At 56.2% G+C, this 19109-nt stretch carries 14 protein-coding genes, 2 tRNA genes, 2 rRNA genes and 2 pseudogenes; 11 read left to right on the top strand and 9 right to left on the bottom strand.

Features of this window, described 5'->3' with window-relative positions; all coding sequences use genetic code 11:
- Window positions 1-68 precede the first annotated feature (68 nt).
- Window positions 69-770 carry a lipoate--protein ligase family protein gene (locus tag K5R88_RS18020; RefSeq protein WP_223480071.1) on the top strand — a complete coding sequence of 234 codons (702 nt, stop codon included), beginning with the start codon at window positions 69-71 and terminating at the stop codon, window positions 768-770.
- Here K5R88_RS18020 and crp read toward each other — a convergent pair.
- Entirely contained in the window at window positions 767-1411 is a 645-nt protein-coding gene (gene crp / locus K5R88_RS18015; RefSeq protein ID WP_008027103.1) for a cAMP-activated global transcriptional regulator CRP, read from the bottom strand. The genes K5R88_RS18020 and crp overlap by 4 nt on opposite strands.
- Window positions 1412-1641: 230 nt before the next feature.
- Here crp and K5R88_RS18010 point away from each other — a divergent pair, with 230 nt between their 5' ends.
- The 3 genes and pseudogenes from K5R88_RS18010 to K5R88_RS31020 all read left to right on the top strand — a co-directional run.
- A complete protein-coding gene (locus tag K5R88_RS18010) occupies window positions 1642-2064 on the top strand; it encodes an OsmC family protein (protein ID WP_007941657.1) in 423 nt (140 codons plus the stop codon).
- 239 nt (window positions 2065-2303) lie between these two features.
- Complete coding sequence (gene speD / locus K5R88_RS18005) at window positions 2304-3098, top strand: adenosylmethionine decarboxylase (protein ID WP_008027106.1); 795 nt, start codon at window positions 2304-2306, stop codon at window positions 3096-3098.
- A gap of 90 nt (window positions 3099-3188) precedes the next feature.
- Window positions 3189-3338, top strand: a pseudogene (locus K5R88_RS31020) (hypothetical protein); the annotation flags it as partial.
- Here the strand turns inward: K5R88_RS31020 and coq7 are convergent.
- The 6 genes and pseudogenes from coq7 to hemJ form a co-directional block, all read right to left on the bottom strand.
- A pseudogene (coq7, locus tag K5R88_RS18000) lies at window positions 3295-3819 on the bottom strand (2-polyprenyl-3-methyl-6-methoxy-1,4-benzoquinone monooxygenase); the annotation flags it as partial. The pseudogenes K5R88_RS31020 and coq7 overlap by 44 nt on opposite strands.
- A 258-nt stretch (window positions 3820-4077) precedes the next feature.
- Window positions 4078-4416: a histidine triad nucleotide-binding protein gene (locus K5R88_RS17995; RefSeq protein WP_008027110.1), complete on the bottom strand. Its 339-nt coding sequence runs from the start codon at window positions 4414-4416 to the stop codon at window positions 4078-4080.
- An 81-nt stretch (window positions 4417-4497) separates the two neighbouring features.
- Window positions 4498-5286, bottom strand: coding sequence for an SDR family NAD(P)-dependent oxidoreductase (locus K5R88_RS17990; RefSeq protein WP_032828658.1), 789 nt, complete (start codon window positions 5284-5286; stop codon window positions 4498-4500).
- Between the two features lie 95 nt (window positions 5287-5381).
- Window positions 5382-6326, bottom strand: a complete 945-nt coding sequence (locus K5R88_RS17985) for a DUF805 domain-containing protein (RefSeq protein ID WP_226298140.1) — start codon at window positions 6324-6326, stop codon at window positions 5382-5384.
- 92 nt (window positions 6327-6418) lie between these two features.
- Entirely contained in the window at window positions 6419-7387 is a 969-nt protein-coding gene (locus K5R88_RS17980) for an NAD(P)H-dependent flavin oxidoreductase (protein WP_192229290.1), read from the bottom strand.
- A gap of 33 nt (window positions 7388-7420) precedes the next feature.
- Window positions 7421-7849, bottom strand: a complete 429-nt coding sequence (hemJ, locus tag K5R88_RS17975; RefSeq protein WP_226298139.1) for a protoporphyrinogen oxidase HemJ — start codon at window positions 7847-7849, stop codon at window positions 7421-7423.
- A 135-nt stretch (window positions 7850-7984) separates the two neighbouring features.
- Here hemJ and argC point away from each other — a divergent pair, with 135 nt between their 5' ends.
- Together argC and erpA are read left to right on the top strand one after the other, a co-directional pair.
- Window positions 7985-9019: an N-acetyl-gamma-glutamyl-phosphate reductase gene (gene argC, locus K5R88_RS17970; RefSeq protein WP_008027118.1), complete on the top strand. Its 1035-nt coding sequence runs from the start codon at window positions 7985-7987 to the stop codon at window positions 9017-9019.
- A 169-nt stretch (window positions 9020-9188) separates the two neighbouring features.
- On the top strand, window positions 9189-9539 hold the full coding sequence (erpA, locus tag K5R88_RS17965) for an iron-sulfur cluster insertion protein ErpA (protein ID WP_007947969.1): 351 nt from the start codon (window positions 9189-9191) through the stop codon (window positions 9537-9539).
- A 66-nt stretch (window positions 9540-9605) separates the two neighbouring features.
- On the opposite strand, the gene K5R88_RS17960 is transcribed toward erpA, so the two are convergent.
- Complete coding sequence (locus tag K5R88_RS17960; protein ID WP_226298138.1) at window positions 9606-10697, bottom strand: anhydro-N-acetylmuramic acid kinase; 1092 nt, start codon at window positions 10695-10697, stop codon at window positions 9606-9608.
- Window positions 10698-10700: 3 nt separating this feature from the next.
- The gene (locus K5R88_RS17955; RefSeq protein WP_226298137.1) at window positions 10701-12119 is read right to left on the bottom strand and encodes a peptidoglycan DD-metalloendopeptidase family protein; all 1419 of its coding nucleotides are present in this window, start codon (window positions 12117-12119) and stop codon (window positions 10701-10703) included.
- A gap of 211 nt (window positions 12120-12330) precedes the next feature.
- Between K5R88_RS17955 and tyrS the strand changes: the two genes are divergently transcribed.
- From tyrS to K5R88_RS17930, 5 genes are all read left to right on the top strand, one after another.
- Entirely contained in the window at window positions 12331-13530 is a 1200-nt protein-coding gene (gene tyrS / locus K5R88_RS17950) for a tyrosine--tRNA ligase (protein WP_008027125.1), read from the top strand.
- Between the two features lie 552 nt (window positions 13531-14082).
- Window positions 14083-15619, top strand: a 16S ribosomal RNA gene (locus tag K5R88_RS17945).
- An 82-nt stretch (window positions 15620-15701) separates the two neighbouring features.
- A tRNA-Ile gene (locus tag K5R88_RS17940) sits at window positions 15702-15778 on the top strand.
- A 28-nt stretch (window positions 15779-15806) separates the two neighbouring features.
- A tRNA-Ala gene (locus tag K5R88_RS17935) sits at window positions 15807-15882 on the top strand.
- Window positions 15883-16118: 236 nt separating this feature from the next.
- A 23S ribosomal RNA gene (locus K5R88_RS17930) occupies window positions 16119-19012 on the top strand.
- The 16S and 23S rRNA genes sit together here with 2 tRNA genes alongside, the layout of an rRNA operon.
- Window positions 19013-19109 lie beyond the last annotated feature (97 nt).

Genomic DNA, 19109 nt, shown 5'->3' with positions numbered 1-19109 from the left:
TGGGAGCGAGCCTGCTCGCGATGGCGGCATAAGACACACTTCAGACCTCAAGTCTTACGGAGCACCTTATGACCTCACCTGTCCCTCTGACCATCGAAGCCGGCCTGCAAGCCGAACAGGATTTGCTGGCGTCGGTCTGTGCAGGCGATTCAGAGTTTGGCCTGTTGTTCTGGCAGCCAAGCGATCGGGCTCTGGTCATGCCGCGCCGTTTGAATCGCCTGCCCGGTTTCGATCACGCTTGCGAAGTCTCCGCCGCTGCCGGCTGGCCAGTCCTTTTGCGTGAAACCGGCGGCGAGCCCGTGCCGCAATCGGCCTCGACCATCAACATCGCTTTGGTCTACGCGCCACCGCGTAGCGAGGGCGACCAGAACCGCATCGAAACCGCCTATCGCAGGCTCTGCGATCCGATCTGTCAGTTGCTGGATGAACTGGGCGGCGTTTCGTCCCTGGGCGAAATCGACGGCGCATTTTGCGATGGCCGTTTCAACGTCAATCTCGACGGTCGCAAGATGGTCGGCACCGCCCAGCGCTGGCGCCAGAGCAAGGGCGGCACGCGCCCGGTCGGGTTGGTGCACGGTGCGTTGTTGCTGGATAACGAGCGTGAATCAATGGTTGCGGCGGTCAATCGCTTCAATGAAGCGTGCGGCCTGGAGCAACGGGTCCGCGCCGAAAGCCACATCGCGCTCCATGAGAAGTTCGCCGCACCTGACGCATTGGCACGGCTCGATGCACTCTATCGCCAGTTGCTGGCAGACATGTTCAAGGCTTAGCGTGTCCCGAAGACCACCATGGTCTTGCCTTTGACGTCCACCAGGTTGCGTTCTTCCAGATCTTTAAGGACGCGACCGACCATCTCCCGGGAGCACCCGACAATCCGCCCGATTTCCTGACGGGTCACCTTGATCTGCATGCCATCGGGGTGGGTCATCGCATCGGGCTGTTTGCACAATTCCAGCAGGCAACGGGCAACGCGGCCTGTCACGTCGAAGAATGCGAGGTCACCGACCTTGCGCGTGGTATTGCGCAGGCGCTGTGCGATTTGTCCGCTAAGTACGTAAAGAATGTCCGGGTCTTGCTGGGACAGCTCGCGGAATTTGGCGTAGCTGATTTCAGCGACTTCGCACTCGATCTTGGCGCGCACCCAGGCGCTGCGTTCCTGTTCCAGGCCGGCCTGTTCAAACAGACCCAACTCGCCGAAGAAGTCTCCGGAGTTCAGGTAGGCAATGATCATTTCACGGCCGTCGTCATCCTCGATCAGGATGGTGACCGAGCCTTTGATGATGAAGAACAGCGTCTCCGAGCGGTCGCCGGCGCAAATGATATTGCTCTTGGCTGCATAGCGACGGCGCTGGCAATGCATCAACAGTTTGTCGAGGTTCTTGATCTTGGGTGTAGGGGCAATAGCAACCATGGTTGTATCCCGGAAAGACTGCACGGTGTGTTTGGTTTTTTTATGAGGCACTGAGGTTGCTACAAAGCTGGCAATGCGCCAGCGAATTGGCGCCAGCTTAACAGACACTTCCTGCAATATTCGAGATTTTACCTACAAAGCAAAAGGTTCTGTCCTAGGACGGCGAACGCTGTCAATCCAGGGCCCTGTGCTAAGCTGGCGACCCTTTTTTATACAGTGGAGTCTTGGCGATGAAGGCACGCATCCAATGGGCTGGCGAAGCCATGTTCCTCGGCGAATCCGGTAGCGGTCATGTCGTGGTCATGGACGGTCCGCCCGATGCCGGTGGTCGTAACCTGGGTGTCCGGCCGATGGAAATGCTCCTGCTGGGTGTCGGCGGTTGCAGCAATTTCGACGTGGTCAGCATTCTCAAGAAGTCCCGTCAGGCCGTCGAAAGCTGCGAAGCCTTCCTCGAAGCCGAGCGCGCGACCGAGGACCCGAAGGTCTTCACCAAGATCCACATGCACTTCGTGGTCAAGGGCCGCGGGCTGAAAGAAGCCCAGGTCAAGCGCGCCATCGAGCTGTCTGCCGAGAAGTATTGCTCGGCCTCGATCATGCTCGGCGCGGCGGGTGTCGCGATTACCCACGACTACGAAATCATCGAACTCGGTTGATTCGACATTCAACTATCATAAAAGCGGTGCAGACTCTGGCGATCCCAAGCTGACGTCTGCATAATGCGCCACTTTTTTCAGGGTAGTGGTCCGTCAACCGACAGACCGCTCGCCCGAACAGACAACCAAAATCGCCATCGCGAAGAGGTGTTAACCGTCCTACGCAGGTGCGTCGTACGCATCTGACGGGCATGCTTGATCACGCGGCCCGGGCCGCAATACATAGAGAGTTTTTAACGGTGAAAAGCAAACTCAAGCTCCACGGGTTCAATAACCTGACAAAGACCTTGAGCTTCAACATCTATGACATCTGCTACGCGGAAACCCCGCAAGACCAGCAGGCCTACGTCGAGTACATCAATGAAGAGTACAACGCGAAACGCCTGACGCAGATCCTCACGGAAGTTGTCGATATCATTGGTGCCAACATCCTGAACATTGCCAGTCAGGACTACGACCCACAAGGCGCCAGCGTCACGATTCTGATCTCTGAAGAGCCGGTGACCCCGACCGACAGCCAGATCGAAGAGTCTCCGGGCCCGTTGCCCGAAATCATCCTGGCCCACCTCGACAAGAGCCACATCACGGTGCACACCTACCCGGAAATCCATCCGGACGACGGTATTGCGACCTTCCGTGTGGACATTGACGTGTCGACCTGTGGCGTCATTTCACCGCTTAAAGCGCTCAACTTCCTGATTCACCAGTTCGATTCGGACATCGTGACCGTGGATTATCGTGTGCGCGGTTTCACCCGTGATGTCGAAGGCAACAAGCACTTCATCGATCACGAGATCAACTCGATCCAGAACTACCTGTCCGAAGACACCCGTGACGCGTACCAGATGACCGACGTGAACGTGTACCAGGAAAACCTGTTCCACACCAAAATGCTGTTGAAGAACTTCGAACTGGATAACTACCTGTTCGGCGACGCGACCAACAACCTGTCCCCTGAGCAACGCGCCCAAGTGACGGATCGTGTGAAACACGAAATGCTCGAAATCTTCTACGCGCGCAACATGCCGACCTAAGATTCTCGCGAGCACAAAAAAAGGCGACTCCCTCACGGCAGTCGCCTTTTTTATTGCCGCAGATCCCATGTAGGGGCGAGCGGTGCGGCGATCCGACTTGCCCGCGAAGAGGCCCTAACGAACAACACAATCGTCAGATTCTGTAGGTACTCTTGGTCATCACCTTGGCCATCAAGCTCATCCCGAACTTCACCGGCGCCGGAAAACGAAAGCCCCCAGCCTCCAGCGCACTTTCGGCATGTTGCTCTTCATCAACACGCATCTGCTCAAGAATCGCCCGGGACTTTTCGTCCTCGGCCGGCAGTTGTTCAAGGTGTTCGTTCAAGTGCTTGCACACCTGATGCTCGGTAGCCGCAACGAAACCCAGGCTGACCTTGTCGCTGATCAAGCCGGCCACCGCGCCAATCCCGAATGACATGCCGTAGAACAGCGGGTTGAGAATGCTGGTATGGCTGCCCAACTGCTTGATGCGTTGCTCGCACCAGACCAGATGGTCGATCTCTTCTTCAGCAGCATGTTCCATGGCGGCGCGCACCTGCGGCAACTTGGCGGTCAGGGCCTGCCCTTGATACAGCGCCTGGGCGCAGACTTCGCCGGTATGGTTGATGCGCATCAGGCCGGCGACGTGCCGGGTGTCTTCGTCGCTCATTTGCGTTTCCGGCTGCACGATCGCAGGGGACGGACGGTACGGCTGGCCGCTGAAGGGCAGCAGGGTACGCATCGCGGCATCGGCTTGCAGCAGAAGACGGTCAATGGGCGAGTAGTGACGTTGGGTAGTCATGCTGATCTCCGGGAGGAATCTCGGCGGCCAGTTTAACCCAATCGGCCGGGGAAGGTTTGCGCTGGGTCATTAGTGGTGGGATGACACTAACCCCGTAGGAGCGAGGCTTGCCCGCGAAGAACGATAACGCGATGTATCTGAAAGACCTCATCGCCTTGTTCGCGGGCAAGCCTCGCTCCTACAGTAATGCGGTATGGATCAACCCGGCGGCCAGTGCATCTGACGCTGACCCAGCACATGCATATGAATGTGGTAGACAGTCTGCCCACCTTCTTCATTGCAGTTCATGACAACGCGAAAACCTTTTTCGCAGCCCAGTTCCAGTGCCAGGCGCTGGGCAGTGAACAGAATATGCCCGGCCAATGCCTTGTCGTCCTCGGTGAGGTCGTTCAAGGTGCGCACCGGTTTCTTCGGGATCACCAGAAAATGCACCGGTGCCTGCGGGGCGATGTCGTGGAAGGCCAGTACCTGGTCGTCCTCGTAAATGATCTTCGCCGGGATTTCCCGGTTGATGATCTTGGTGAACAGAGTATCCACAGCTGTTTTCTCCGTTGTTTGGGCTGGCCTGAGTGTACTCATGGGGGATCCCCGAGCCCAGCCTTTTGCCTTGAAGCCAGGTCAGCGCGGGCAATAGGCCTTGTTGACCATGCCTGTGATGGTCCTGATCAGCCAGCGTGAGCCGAGCCGTGGCAGGAAAGCGAACCAGCGGTTCAGCCGGCCCGGAATAATAATGGCGCGATTCTTATCCAGAGCCCGCACGGTATAGAGCGCGACTTCCTCGGGACTCATCAGCAGTTTGCTGTCGACCAGTTTGTCGCTGTTCAATTGTGCGGTGCGGAAAAACGCGGTGCGGGTCGGGCCGGGGCAGAGTACGGAAACCTTGACTGCGCATTTCTTCAGCTCGACGCGCAGCCCTTCGGAAAAGTGCAGTACATAGGCTTTGCTGGCGTAGTAAGTGCTCATCCACGGGCCGGGATGGAACGCTGCAACCGAGGCGACGTTCAAGATCTGCCCACCGCCCTGCAAGGCCATGCTGTTGCCAATGGCATGGCACAGGCGAGTGAGGGCCAGAATGTTCACCTCGATCAGGTCTTGTTCGGTCATCCAGTCCTGCGCGAGGAATGGGCCGCAGGTGCCGATGCCGGCGCAGTTCACCAGCAAGTCGATCTGCCGGTCGCCTTCTTCCAGTTCCAGCAGAAACCCGGACAGGCGCAGCGGCTCGCCGAGGTCGCAGGCGCGGAACAACACCTCCACGCCAAAACGTTGGGTCAGTTCAATTGCAATACTTTCCAGCTGATCACGCTGTCGGGCCACCAGAATCAGGCTGCGGCCACGGCGGGCCAGCGCTTCGGCCATCGCCAGGCCGATGCCGCTGGAAGCGCCAGTGATCAGAGCGTAACGGGTCATGCAGTTCTCCATCGCAACAGCTCCGCGCCTGCGACGCAGGTGTCACGGGCGGGGAGCGCTGTTCATTCTTTCGCAGAGTCTACAGGGGCCGGGGCTTATTGGGCTTCCTCGTCTGCGGAATCCGGCACTTCTTCAGCCTCTGCGGCGGGCTCGACTTCCACTTCTTCGGTGGTTAGCGAGCTGCTGTCATAGCTGAGTCCGGCAGCGTCTTCGTACTCTTGCTGGATCGCACTGAAAGCGCCGGCCAATACACCGACAAAGACGATGGCAATGAATACCACCCACAGCGAAGACAACACTTTGACTGCGGTGGTGTTTGGCGGTGGTGGTGGGCCGTAGCGATTGGCGATGGTGTTGCCCGGCACGCACATGAGCACAAACGGAAAGAAGCTGCCTATGAACGGCACTAGATTGAGCAGCCAGAGCCAGCCGGACCAGCCGATGTCGTGCAGGCGCTGAACGCTGATCTGAACGGTGACGACCGCGATGGCGATGCACAGGAGCACCACCACCAGGCCGCCGACAATCAGGCCTGCAGTCGAGTCGCTGGCGATCAGGGCGATGGCGAAAATGGCGACGACCGACCCGACGCCGAGCATGACCAGCGTCGCCACCATGGTCCAGGCCAGATAGCGCAAACGGCCGATTCGCCCTTCGACGCCAAAAGGCTTGAGCGTGCTGAACGGCGGCAGGTTTTCGCCGACCCTGGCCTGAGGTGGTGCGTACGGCGACTCTGGTTCTGCGAACGCGGGTTTACTGCTGGCGGGGGCGTGGTGGTGAGCGTCGGCCAGGTTCAGTTCAATCGAGGGCTCGGCTTCAATGCGGGCTTCGATGCCGGTTTTCGTCAGCGCCTGAAGGTAGGTTTGCGCGTCAGTCTGCGACAGGCCTTGCTTGAGCGTAACAGCCTGTCCGTTGAACAGTCGTTCGACGGCTGCCACTTCGCTTTTGTACAACGCCGCCAGATTGAGTTTGGCGGTGGTGAGGTCGATCCCTGGCAGCAGAGCGCCGTCGAATACGATCTTGAAACGGTTGTCGCTCATTGCGAAGCATCCTTGTCGCGGGTGTTTGAATAGTTAGAGAGTTGCGAGCCCGGAGTGTAAGGCCAGTCGAGGATGACTGGCCAAATTTCCTGCTAACGCGGCCAGCGTTTCGGCAGTTGTGCTGCCAGCTCCAGCGCCTGGCGGTATTCAGCGTCCAGTCGTGCAACCAATTGATCCACGCTCGGTAAATCGTCTATCTCTCCGACGCCCTGGCCGGCGGACCACACGGTTTTCCAGGCCTTGGCTTCATCGCTCAATGGCTTGAGCTTGGAGCCGAAGTTGACCTCGCCTTTGTTTTGCAACGCCGCCATGTCGAAACCGGCCGCTTCCAGGCTTTGGCGCATGAAACTCGCCGGAACACCCGATACCGCCGGAGTATGAATGATGTCTGCCGCTCTGGATGTCAGCAGCATCTCCTTGTAGGCCTCAGGCGCATGGCTTTCGGTGGTGCCGATAAATCGCGTACCGAAGTAGGCCAGATCCGCACCGAGCAATTGTGCCGCGAGTATCTCGTGACCGTGATTGAGGCAGCCGGCCAGCAACAGCGTCTTGTCGAAGAACTGGCGGATTTCGGCAATCAGCGAAAACGGGCTCCAGGTACCCGCATGTCCACCGGCGCCTGCGGCAACGGCGATCAAGCCATCTACGCCAGCCTCCGCTGCTTTCTCTGCGTGGCGACGAGTCGTTACGTCATGGAATACCAGGCCGCCGTAGCCGTGGACTGCGTCGACCAGCTCTTTAACGGCGCCAAGGCTGGTGATCACGATCGGCACCTTGTGCTCGATGCAGATCTCCAGGTCCGCTTGCAGGCGCGGGTTACTGTTGTGGACGATCAGGTTCACGGCGTAAGGCGCCGGGTTTTCCATTGTCGCCAACCCTGCTTCGATCTCTTCCAGCCAGGCCTTGAAGCCGCTGCTCTCACGCTGGTTCAGCGCGGGGAAGCTGCCGACCACGCCATTACGGCAGCAGGCGAGTACCAGTTGCGGGTTGGAAATCAGGAACATCGGCGCAGCCACCACGGGCAGACGCAAACGTTGTTCGAGCAAAGCGGGCAGCGACATTGGAAGTACCCCGGTGAGTGGTGCCGATTGAAGTTAGAACGGCCGAACGACGACCAGAATTACGATAGCCAGCAATATCAGAACCGGCACTTCATTGAACCAGCGATAAAAGACATGGCTGCGGGTGTTCTCGCCACGGGCAAATCGTTTCACCTGCGCGCCGCACATGTGGTGGTAGCCGATCAGGATCACCACCAGCGTCAATTTGGCGTGAATCCAGGCACCTTGGCTGAATATGCTTGGGTTCAGCGCAATCAGCGCAATGCCGAATACCAGCGTGGCGATCATCGCCGGGCTCATGATGCCGCGATACAGCTTGCGCTCCATCAGGCTGAAGCGTTCCTTGCTGACGGTGTCTTCGCTTTGGGCGTGATAGACGAACAGGCGCGGCAGATAAAACAGGCCGGCAAACCAGCAGACCATGCTGATGATATGAAGCGCTTTGAGCCACAGATAAAGCATTTTTGGTTATTCCCAGGTTCACGGTAGCGAAGATAGTAGAGGGTAGAGCGTCCGCACGTCACCTTGACGGTTGTCGCAGGGCGATACGGGCCCTATTATCGACGGCTTTCCAGTGGGTTCGTTGAGGGCAGGTTTATGGTCAAGGTCGGTATCGTCGGCGGCACGGGTTACACCGGTGTCGAACTGCTGCGTCTGTTGGCACAGCATCCGCAGGCAGAAGTGGTGGTGATCACTTCCCGATCCGAGGCCGGTCTGGCCGTAGCTGATATGTATCCGAACCTGCGCGGCCATTACGACGGCCTGGCGTTCAGCGTTCCGGACATCAAGACCTTGGGCGCCTGCGACGTGGTGTTCTTCGCCACGCCTCACGGTGTTGCCCACGCGCTGGCCGGGGAACTGCTGGCGGCCGGAACCAAGGTCATCGACCTGTCGGCGGACTTCCGTCTGCAAGATGCCGATGAGTGGGCCAAGTGGTACGGCCAGCCGCACGGTGCGCCGCAGCTGCTGGAAGAAGCGGTCTACGGCTTGCCGGAAGTCAATCGCGAACAGATCAAGCAGGCTCGCCTGATCGCCGTACCGGGTTGCTATCCAACGGCTACGCAATTGGGTTTCCTGCCATTGCTCGAAGCCGGTCTGGCCGATACCACGCGCTTGATCGCTGACTGCAAATCCGGTGTCAGTGGTGCCGGTCGTGGTGCTGCCGTAGGTTCGCTGTACGCCGAGACGTCGGAAAGCATGAAGGCCTACGCCGTCAAAGGTCACCGTCACTTGCCGGAAATTCGCCAGGGTCTGCGTCGTGCTGCAGGAAAGGACGTCGGCCTGACCTTCGTTCCGCACCTGACGCCGATGATTCGCGGCATTCACTCGACGCTCTACGCGACGGTCGTGGATCGTTCGGTGGATCTGCAGGCACTGTTTGAAAAGCGCTATGCCAACGAGCCGTTCGTTGATGTAATGCCAGCAGGCAGCCACCCGGAAACCCGCAGCGTGCGCGGCGCCAACGTCTGCCGCATCGCCGTGCATCGTCCGCAGGACGGTGACTTGGTGGTGGTGTTGTCGGTCATCGACAACCTGGTAAAAGGCGCGTCGGGTCAGGCGGTGCAGAACTTGAACATCCTGTTCGGTCTGGATGAGCGTCTGGGCTTGTCGCACGCCGGCATGCTGCCGTAAGGCTTCAGCCCGCTCAGCAAAAAAGGCCCGTTGAACGGGCCTTTTTGCATTTCGAACCGGCAATCGGGTTTATTGATATACCGTAACAATAGTTGACCGCTTTTCTAGGAGAAGCGGATAATGCGCGTCATCACGCATTATGGCGGCGTAACGCCGGGAGATAGTCAGCATGAGCGTCGAATCCTTCACCCCCACGGCTTTGCAATTTACCCATGGTGCCGCGCACAAGGTGAAGAGCCTGGTCGATGAAGAGGGGAATGATCGCTTGAAGCTGCGCGTATTCGTTACGGGCGGCGGTTGTTCAGGTTTTCAGTACGGCTTCACCTTCGATGAAGAAGTGGCCGATGACGACACCATCGTCGAGCGCGAGGGTGTGAGCCTGGTCGTCGATCCGATGAGCTTCCAGTACCTGGCAGGTGCCGAGGTGGATTACCAGGAAGGTCTGGAAGGTTCGCGTTTCGTGATCAAGAACCCGAATGCCAGCACCACGTGTGGTTGCGGCTCTTCGTTCTCGATCTGATCGCGAGTCACCGCATTACAAACGCCGCATGGCCTCAGGGCTCTGCGGCGTTTTGCTGTCTGGCGTTCAGGCCGGGTAGATGGCGCCGAGTACGCGCAGGCCGCGAGCGCCAGTGACGCTTGGGCGATTGGCCGCGATGCCTTCCAGGCAGCAATGAGCCAGCCAGGCGAAGGCCATGGCTTCGACCCAGTCCGGGTCAACGCCATGAGTGGCGGTGCTGCTGACGTTCGCGTTTGGCAGCAGGCTGGCCAGGCGCTTCATCAGCGTGGCGTTGTGCGCACCGCCGCCGCAGACCAGCAACTCTCGGGTATCCGCCTGGGCGCTTTGCAATGATTCGACGATGGTCAGCGCGGTCAGCTCAAGCAGTGTTGCTTGCACGTCTTCGGCGGCGAAGGTCGGCAATTGCGAAAGATGCTGTGTCAGCCATGGCAGATTGAACACTTCACGGCCGGTGCTCTTCGGGCCTTTGGTCACGAAGAACGGATCACTGAGTAGCGCTTTCAACAGAACAGGTTCGACTTGGCCGCTGGCTGCCCATTGGCCGTCACGATCAAAGTTTTCGCCGCGTTGCTGATGAATCCACGCGTCCAGCAGTACGTTCCCGGGGCCGCAGTCGAAACCGGCTACGGGTTGGCCGGGTTCGATCAGGCTGAGGTTGCTGAAACCGCCGACGTTCAATACCGCGCGGTTGCCCGCCTGCTCTTCAAACAGCGCTTCGTGAAACGCTGGCACCAGTGGTGCGCCTTGTCCGCCGGCCGCAACGTCGCGACTGCGGAAGTCACTGACCACGGTGATGCCGGTCAATTCGGTCAGCAGGGCAGGGTTGCCGATCTGTACCGTGAAGCCGCGTGCCGGTTCGTGGCGAATGGTCTGGCCATGGCTGCCAATCGCGCGGATGTCTTCGGGTTTCAGGTTTTGTTGGTCAAGAAGGGTGCGAATGCCCTGCGCCGCCAGAGTCACCCAGTTTTGCTGGGCGATGGCGGAGCGGGCAATCTCGTCCGGGCCGCTGGCGCACAAGCCAAGCAGCTCGGTGCGCAGGGAATCAGGCATGGGAATGTAGTGCGTGGCGACCAGTCTGATCGCCGGGTTCAACTCAACCAGCGCGATGTCCAGGCCATCGAGACTGGTTCCGGACATCACACCTATATAGAGCGTCATGGCTTAGCGCTTGCTCGAAGCCAGTTGGGTGGATTTCTCTTGGTCCATGCGCGCCATCAGAGGCTGACTCTGCGCGAGGAAACGTGCCCGTTCTGCTTTGGAAATTGGATCGGCCATCGCCACTTTTTGACCCAGCGGATCGACGTGCACACCATTGACCTGGAACTCGTAGTGCAGATGCGGTCCGGTGGACAGGCCGGTAGTGCCGATATAGCCAATCACTTGACCCTGCTTGACGGAGCTGCCGGTCTGGACACCTTTCGCAAAGCCCTGCATATGGCCGTACAGCGTGCGATAAGTGTTGCCGTGCTGGATGATCACGGTATTGCCATAACCGCCGCGACGGCCGGCCAACAACACGTTGCCGTCACCGGCCGCCTTGATTGGCGTGCCGCGCGGAGCTGCGTAGTCGACGCCTTTGTGAGCGCGGATCTTGTTCAGGATTGGGTGTTTGCGGCCCATGGAGAATTTCGAGCTGATGCGGGCAAAGTCTACCGGGGTGCGGATAAACGCCTTGCGCATGCTGTTGCCGTCAGCAGTGTAGTAGCTGCTGTTGCCTTGTTTGTTGGTGTAACGCACGGCGGTGTAGGTCTTGCCGCGGTTGGTGAAGCGTGCGGAAAGGATCGGGCCATTGCCGACAGCCTTGCCGTTGACGACTTTCTGTTCGTAGATCACGTCGAACTCGTCACCCTGGCGAATATCCTGGGCGAAGTCGACGTCATAGCCAAACACGCTGGCCATGTCCATGGTCAGGCTGTGGGACAGGCCGGCGCGCGCGGCGGACTGCGACAACGAGCTGTTGATCACGCCGTGAACGTAGGCGGAGCGCACGGTAGGCTTGGCGGTGATGCGGTTGAACACATAACCCTTGTCATTCTTGGTCAGGGTGATGCTTTCGAGGTCGCTGACCTTGCTGTGCAGGTTGGTCAGCTGGCCTTCGGGGTTCAGTTCGAATTCGAGTTTCTGGCCATGTTTGAGTTGGCTGAATTGCTTGGCCTGCTTGTCGCTGGCCAGTACTTCATGCACAGAAGTGGCCGGAAGGCCGACTTTCTCGAACAGCGTGGAGAGCGTATCGCCTTTGGCGACGATCACTTCCCTGTGATTGGGACCCTTCTTTTCTTCGACAACCGGCGCGGGTTTGGCCTGGGCAGTTTCCTGAGACTCTTCGGCGCTGTCTTCGATCTGCGCGAAAGGGGAAGTTACCGGCTCATTTGTGGCTTGGGCGACGTCGGCAGCGTCTTGATCTTGTGTCAGTTGTTCAGCAGGGCTTTCCAGTTCAAGACTCAGGGTCGTCTTTTTGGCTTCTACATCACTGGAAGGAAATACCAGAAGCGCCAGGCTCAGAAGGGCGGCGATACCACTTGCTGCGAGCAGGTGGGTCTTCGGGTAAAGCGGAGGCGCTTTAGACGATTCTTTGGTCATAGGTAATTTTGACTTTGAAAAAGATGAATTGGAAAAGATGAATGACATGATGAAGATGAAATAACTGTATAAAATATAACCAAATCATCTCTGAAGCAAGTCCGTGGTCACTCTGTCAGCGGATTGGCGTCATTGCGCCGGCCAAACTTTGTATTTGACGCGTGATCTTGTATGGTTGGTTCCCTTTGAATTCGAGCCTTGCGGGTCTGTTATGAAGTCGGTTGAAGAGCAGCTAGCGCTGATCAAACGTGGTGCAGAAGAACTGTTGGTCGAGTCCGAGCTGATCGAAAAGCTCAAGCGTGGCCAGCCGCTACGTATTAAGGCAGGCTTCGATCCGACCGCGCCGGATTTGCACCTGGGTCACACGGTGCTTATTAATAAGCTGCGCCAGTTCCAGGAGCTGGGGCATCAGGTGATCTTCCTTATAGGTGACTTCACCGGGATGATCGGTGATCCGAGCGGCAAGAGCGCTACGCGTCCGCCGCTAACCCGTGAGCAGGTTCTCGAGAATGCCGAGACCTACAAGACTCAGGTTTTCAAGATTCTTGATCCGGCCAAAACCGAGGTGGCGTTCAACTCCACCTGGATGGATCAGATGGGGCCGGCCGACTTCATTCGCCTGACTTCGCAGTACACCGTTGCTCGTATGCTCGAGCGCGACGATTTCGACAAGCGCTACACGACCAATCAGCCAATCGCCATCCATGAGTTCCTCTATCCGCTGGTTCAGGGTTACGACTCGGTCGCCTTGCGCGCGGATGTCGAGCTGGGCGGTACCGATCAGAAGTTCAACCTGTTGATGGGGCGTGAGCTGCAGCGCGGTTATGGTCAGGATCCTCAGTGCATCCTGACCATGCCGTTGCTTGAAGGTCTGGATGGCGTGAAGAAGATGTCCAAATCCTTGGGCAACTACGTCGGTATTCAGGAAGCGCCGGGAGTGATGTACAGCAAGCTGGTTTCGATTCCGGATGCGCTGATGTGGCGTTACTTCGAATTGCTCAGCTTCCGTTCCATGGATGAGATCAATGCGTTCCGTGCCGATGTCGAGGCGGGTGCCAATCCGCGCGACATCAAGATCAAGCTGGCCGAAGAGATCGTTGCGCGCTTCCATGGTGAAGAGGCTGCGGCCAATGCTCATCGTGCAGCTGGCAATCGTATGAAGGATGGCGAGCTGCCGGACGATCTGCCGGAAATCGAATTGACCGCTACTGAAGATATGCCGATCGCTGCTGTCCTTAATAAGGCAGGCCTGGTGAAGAACTCGGCGGTAGCGCGTGATCTGCTGAATTCCGGCGGTGTACGTATAGATGGTGAGGTTGTGGATCGCACCTTTATATACGTGTTGGGCGCGACCCATGTTTGCCAGGCTGGCAAGAAGGCATTTGCGCGTATTTCGCTCAAATCCGAATAAAGCTGGAATTAGGGGTTGACGGCAGATTCTGGAAGTCTATAATTCGCCCCACTTCCGGCGCAGTCGAAACGGAAAACTCCTTGGTAAACAATGAGTTACGCGGTTTTCGACAGCGAGTTGCTTCAGATCATCGAAGCCCAGAAGGAGTTGAAAGGGCGGTGTTGTTTGGCTCTTTTGACGGTTCGATCTTCTCGGTCGAAAGCGGAGAAAAAGAGGTGTTGACAGCAGCGAGTAACGCTGTAGAATTCGCCTCCCGCTAACGAGAGATCGGAAGCGCAAGTGGTTGAAGTTGCAAAGGAAACTTTGAAAACTTCTGAAAATAACCGCTTGACAGATACAGAGGACGCTGTAGAATGCGCGCCTCGGTTGAGACGAAAGATCTTAACCAACCGCTCTTTAACAACTGAATCAAGCAATTCGTGTGGGTGCTTGTGGAGTCAGACTGATAGTCAACAAGATTATCAGCATCACAAGTTACTCCGCGAGAAATCAAAGATGTAACCAACGATTGCTGAGCCAAGTTTAGGGTTTCTTAAAAACCCAAAGATGTTTGAACTGAAGAGTTTGATCATGGCTCAGATTGAACGCTGGCGGCAGGCCTAACACATGCAAGTCGAGCGGTAGAGAGAAGCTTGCTTCTCTTGAGAGCGGCGGACGGGTGAGTAATGCCTAGGAATCTGCCTGGTAGTGGGGGATAACGCTCGGAAACGGACGCTAATACCGCATACGTCCTACGGGAGAAAGCAGGGGACCTTCGGGCCTTGCGCTATCAGATGAGCCTAGGTCGGATTAGCTAGTTGGTGAGGTAATGGCTCACCAAGGCGACGATCCGTAACTGGTCTGAGAGGATGATCAGTCACACTGGAACTGAGACACGGTCCAGACTCCTACGGGAGGCAGCAGTGGGGAATATTGGACAATGGGCGAAAGCCTGATCCAGCCATGCCGCGTGTGTGAAGAAGGTCTTCGGATTGTAAAGCACTTTAAGTTGGGAGGAAGGGCAGTAAATTAATACTTTGCTGTTTTGACGTTACCGACAGAATAAGCACCGGCTAACTCTGTGCCAGCAGCCGCGGTAATACAGAGGGTGCAAGCGTTAATCGGAATTACTGGGCGTAAAGCGCGCGTAGGTGGTTTGTTAAGTTGGATGTGAAATCCCCGGGCTCAACCTGGGAACTGCATTCAAAACTGACAAGCTAGAGTATGGTAGAGGGTGGTGGAATTTCCTGTGTAGCGGTGAAATGCGTAGATATAGGAAGGAACACCAGTGGCGAAGGCGACCACCTGGACTGATACTGACACTGAGGTGCGAAAGCGTGGGGAGCAAACAGGATTAGATACCCTGGTAGTCCACGCCGTAAACGATGTCAACTAGCCGTTGGGAGCCTTGAGCTCTTAGTGGCGCAGCTAACGCATTAAGTTGACCGCCTGGGGAGTACGGCCGCAAGGTTAAAACTCAAATGAATTGACGGGGGCCCGCACAAGCGGTGGAGCATGTGGTTTAATTCGAAGCAACGCGAAGAACCTTACCAGGCCTTGACATCCAATGAACTTTCCAGAGATGGATTGGTGCCTTCGGGAACATTGAGACAGGTGCTGCATGGCTGTCGTCAGCTCGTGTCGTGAGATGTTGGGTTAAGTCCCGTAACGAGCGCAACCCTTGTCCTTAGTTACCAGCACGTAATGGTGGGCACTCTAAGGAGACTGCCGGTGACAAACCGGAGGAAGGTGGGGATGACGTCAAGTCATCATGGCCCTTACGGCCTGGGCTACACACGTGCTACAATGGTCGGTACAGAGGGTTGCCAAGCCGCGAGGTGGAGCTAATCCCATAAAACCGATCGTAGTCCGGATCGCAGTCTGCAACTCGACTGCGTGAAGTCGGAATCGCTAGTAATCGCGAATCAGAATGTCGCGGTGAATACGTTCCCGGGCCTTGTACACACCGCCCGTCACACCATGGGAGTGGGTTGCACCAGAAGTAGCTAGTCTAACCTTCGGGAGGACGGTTACCACGGTGTGATTCATGACTGGGGTGAAGTCGTAACAAGGTAGCCGTAGGGGAACCTGCGGCTGGATCACCTCCTTAATCGACGACATCAGCTGCTCCATAAGTTCCCACACGAATTGCTTGATTCATTGAAGAAGACGATAAGAAGCAGCCCGAAATTGGGTCTGTAGCTCAGTTGGTTAGAGCGCACCCCTGATAAGGGTGAGGTCGGCAGTTCGAATCTGCCCAGACCCACCAATTTTTGTGTGGGATCCTGTAGCAATACGGGGCCATAGCTCAGCTGGGAGAGCGCCTGCCTTGCACGCAGGAGGTCAACGGTTCGATCCCGTTTGGCTCCACCACTACTGCTTCTGATTGTATAAAGCTTAGAAATGAGCATTCCATCGTGATGGTGGTGAATGTTGATTTCTAGTCTTTGGCTAGATCGTTCTTTAAAAATTTGGGTATGTGATAGAAAGATAGACTGGATAGCACTTTCACTGGTGTTTATTCAGGCTAAGGTAAAATTTGTGAGTTTAATCGCGAATTTTCGGCGAATGTCGTCTTCACAGTATAACCAGATTGCTTGGGGTTATATGGTCAAGTGAAGAAGCGCATACGGTGGATGCCTTGGCAGTCAGAGGCGATGAAAGACGTGGTAGCCTGCGAAAAGCTTCGGGGAGTCGGCAAACAGACTTTGATCCGGAGATGTCTGAATGGGGGAACCCACCTAACATAAGTTAGGTATCTTAAGCTGAATACATAGGCTTAAGAAGCGAACCAGGGGAACTGAAACATCTAAGTACCCTGAGGAAAAGAAATCAACCGAGATTCCCTTAGTAGTGGCGAGCGAACGGGGACTAGCCCTTAAGTGGCTTTGAGATTAGCGGAACGCTCTGGAAAGTGCGGCCATAGTGGGTGATAGCCCTGTACGCGAAAATCTCTTAGTCATGAAATCGAGTAGGACGGAGCACGAGAAACTTTGTCTGAATATGGGGGGACCATCCTCCAAGGCTAAATACTACTGACTGACCGATAGTGAACTAGTACCGTGAGGGAAAGGCGAAAAGAACCCCGGAGAGGGGAGTGAAATAGATCCTGAAACCGTATGCGTACAAGCAGTGGGAGCCCACTTTGTTGGGTGACTGCGTACCTTTTGTATAATGGGTCAGCGACTTATTTTCAGTGGCGAGCTTAACCGAATAGGGGAGGCGTAGCGAAAGCGAGTCTTAATAGGGCGTCTAGTCGCTGGGAATAGACCCGAAACCGGGCGATCTATCCATGGGCAGGTTGAAGGTTGGGTAACACTAACTGGAGGACCGAACCGACTACCGTTGAAAAGTTAGCGGATGACCTGTGGATCGGAGTGAAAGGCTAATCAAGCTCGGAGATAGCTGGTTCTCCTCGAAAGCTATTTAGGTAGCGCCTCATGTATCACTGTAGGGGGTAGAGCACTGTTTCGGCTAGGGGGTCATCCCGACTTACCAAACCGATGCAAACTCCGAATACCTACAAGTGCCGAGCATGGGAGACACACGGCGGGTGCTAACGTCCGTCGTGAAAAGGGAAACAACCCAGACCGTCAGCTAAGGTCCCAAAGTTATGGTTAAGTGGGAAACGATGTGGGAAGGCTTAGACAGCTAGGAGGTTGGCTTAGAAGCAGCCACCCTTTAAAGAAAGCGTAATAGCTCACTAGTCGAGTCGGCCTGCGCGGAAGATGTAACGGGGCTCAAACCATACACCGAAGCTACGGGTATCATCTTCGGATGATGCGGTAGAGGAGCGTTCTGTAAGCCTGTGAAGGTGAGTTGAGAAGCTTGCTGGAGGTATCAGAAGTGCGAATGCTGACATGAGTAACGACAATGGGTGTGAAAAACACCCACGCCGAAAGACCAAGGTTTCCTGCGCAACGTTAATCGACGCAGGGTTAGTCGGTCCCTAAGGCGAGGCTGAAAAGCGTAGTCGATGGAAAACAGGTTAATATTCCTGTACTTCTGGTTATTGCGATGGAGGGACGGAGAAGGCTAGGCCAGCTTGGCGTTGGTTGTCCAAGTTTAAGGTGGTAGGCTGGAATCTTAGGTAAATCCGGGATTCTAAGGCCGAGAGCTGATGACGAGTGTTCTTTTAGAACACGAAGTGGTTGATGCCATGCTTCCAAGAAAAGCTTCTAAGCTTCAGGTAACCAGGAACCGTACCCCAAACCGACACAGGTGGTTGGGTAGAGAATACCAAGGCGCTTGAGAGAACTCGGGTGAAGGAACTAGGCAAAATGGCACCGTAACTTCGGGAGAAGGTGCGCCGGTGAGGGTGAAGGACTTGCTCCGTAAGCTCATGCCGGTCGAAGATACCAGGCCGCTGCGACTGTTTATTAAAAACACAGCACTCTGCAAACACGAAAGTGGACGTATAGGGTGTGACGCCTGCCCGGTGCCGGAAGGTTAATTGATGGGGTTAGCTAACGCGAAGCTCTTGATCGAAGCCCCGGTAAACGGCGGCCGTAACTATAACGGTCCTAAGGTAGCGAAATTCCTTGTCGGGTAAGTTCCGACCTGCACGAATGGCGTAACGATGGCGGCGCTGTCTCCACCCGAGACTCAGTGAAATTGAAATCGCTGTGAAGATGCAGTGTATCCGCGGCTAGACGGAAAGACCCCGTGAACCTTTACTATAGCTTTGCACTGGACTTTGAATTTGCTTGTGTAGGATAGGTGGGAGGCTTTGAAGCGTGGACGCCAGTTCGCGTGGAGCCATCCTTGAAATACCACCCTGGCAACTTTGAGGTTCTAACTCAGGTCCGTTATCCGGATCGAGGACAGTGTATGGTGGGTAGTTTGACTGGGGCGGTCTCCTCCTAAAGAGTAACGGAGGAGTACGAAGGTGCGCTCAGACCGGTCGGAAATCGGTCGTAGAGTATAAAGGCAAAAGCGCGCTTGACTGCGAGACAGACACGTCGAGCAGGTACGAAAGTAGGTCTTAGTGATCCGGTGGTTCTGTATGGAAGGGCCATCGCTCAACGGATAAAAGGTACTCCGGGGATAACAGGCTGATACCGCCCAAGAGTTCATATCGACGGCGGTGTTTGGCACCTCGATGTCGGCTCATCACATCCTGGGGCTGAAGCCGGTCCCAAGGGTATGGCTGTTCGCCATTTAAAGTGGTACGCGAGCTGGGTTTAGAACGTCGTGAGACAGTTCGGTCCCTATCTGCCGTGGACGTTTGAGATTTGAGAGGGGCTGCTCCTAGTACGAGAGGACCGGAGTGGACGAACCTCTGGTGTTCCGGTTGTCACGCCAGTGGCATTGCCGGGTAGCTATGTTCGGAATAGATAACCGCTGAAAGCATCTAAGCGGGAAACTAGCCTCAAGATGAGATCTCACTGGGACCTTGAGTCCCCTGAAGGGCCGTCGAAGACTACGACGTTGATAGGTTGGGTGTGTAAGCGCTGTGAGGCGTTGAGCTAACCAATACTAATTGCCCGTGAGGCTTGACCATATAACACCCAAGCAATTTGACTACTCGAAAGAGCATCAGATTGCGGTGTGTGAAGACGCAATGAACCGAAAGTTCGAGAAACAAACACACAAACTAT

This window comes from Pseudomonas sp. MM213 (assembly GCF_020423045.1).
GTDB lineage: Bacteria > Pseudomonadota > Gammaproteobacteria > Pseudomonadales > Pseudomonadaceae > Aquipseudomonas > Aquipseudomonas migulae.
Note: the sequence above shows the minus strand (reverse complement) of the source record. Positions and strands in the feature narration are given on the sequence as shown.

Excerpts from the sequence above, each read along its gene's own strand:
- K5R88_RS18020 (WP_223480071.1), top strand. The coding sequence starts at position 69 with ATGACCTCACCTGTCCCTCTGACCATCGAAGCCGGCCTGCAAGCCGAA.
- crp (WP_008027103.1), bottom strand. The coding sequence starts at position 1,411 with ATGGTTGCTATTGCCCCTACACCCAAGATCAAGAACCTCGACAAACTG.
- K5R88_RS18010 (WP_007941657.1), top strand. The coding sequence starts at position 1,642 with ATGAAGGCACGCATCCAATGGGCTGGCGAAGCCATGTTCCTCGGCGAA.
- K5R88_RS17990 (WP_032828658.1), bottom strand. The coding sequence starts at position 5,286 with ATGACCCGTTACGCTCTGATCACTGGCGCTTCCAGCGGCATCGGCCTG.
- K5R88_RS17985 (WP_226298140.1), bottom strand. The coding sequence starts at position 6,326 with ATGAGCGACAACCGTTTCAAGATCGTATTCGACGGCGCTCTGCTGCCA.
- K5R88_RS17980 (WP_192229290.1), bottom strand. The coding sequence starts at position 7,387 with ATGTCGCTGCCCGCTTTGCTCGAACAACGTTTGCGTCTGCCCGTGGTG.
- hemJ (WP_226298139.1), bottom strand. The coding sequence starts at position 7,849 with ATGCTTTATCTGTGGCTCAAAGCGCTTCATATCATCAGCATGGTCTGC.
- argC (WP_008027118.1), top strand. The coding sequence starts at position 7,985 with ATGGTCAAGGTCGGTATCGTCGGCGGCACGGGTTACACCGGTGTCGAA.
- erpA (WP_007947969.1), top strand. The coding sequence starts at position 9,189 with ATGAGCGTCGAATCCTTCACCCCCACGGCTTTGCAATTTACCCATGGT.
- K5R88_RS17960 (WP_226298138.1), bottom strand. The coding sequence starts at position 10,697 with ATGACGCTCTATATAGGTGTGATGTCCGGAACCAGTCTCGATGGCCTG.
- K5R88_RS17955 (WP_226298137.1), bottom strand. The coding sequence starts at position 12,119 with ATGACCAAAGAATCGTCTAAAGCGCCTCCGCTTTACCCGAAGACCCAC.
- tyrS (WP_008027125.1), top strand. The coding sequence starts at position 12,331 with ATGAAGTCGGTTGAAGAGCAGCTAGCGCTGATCAAACGTGGTGCAGAA.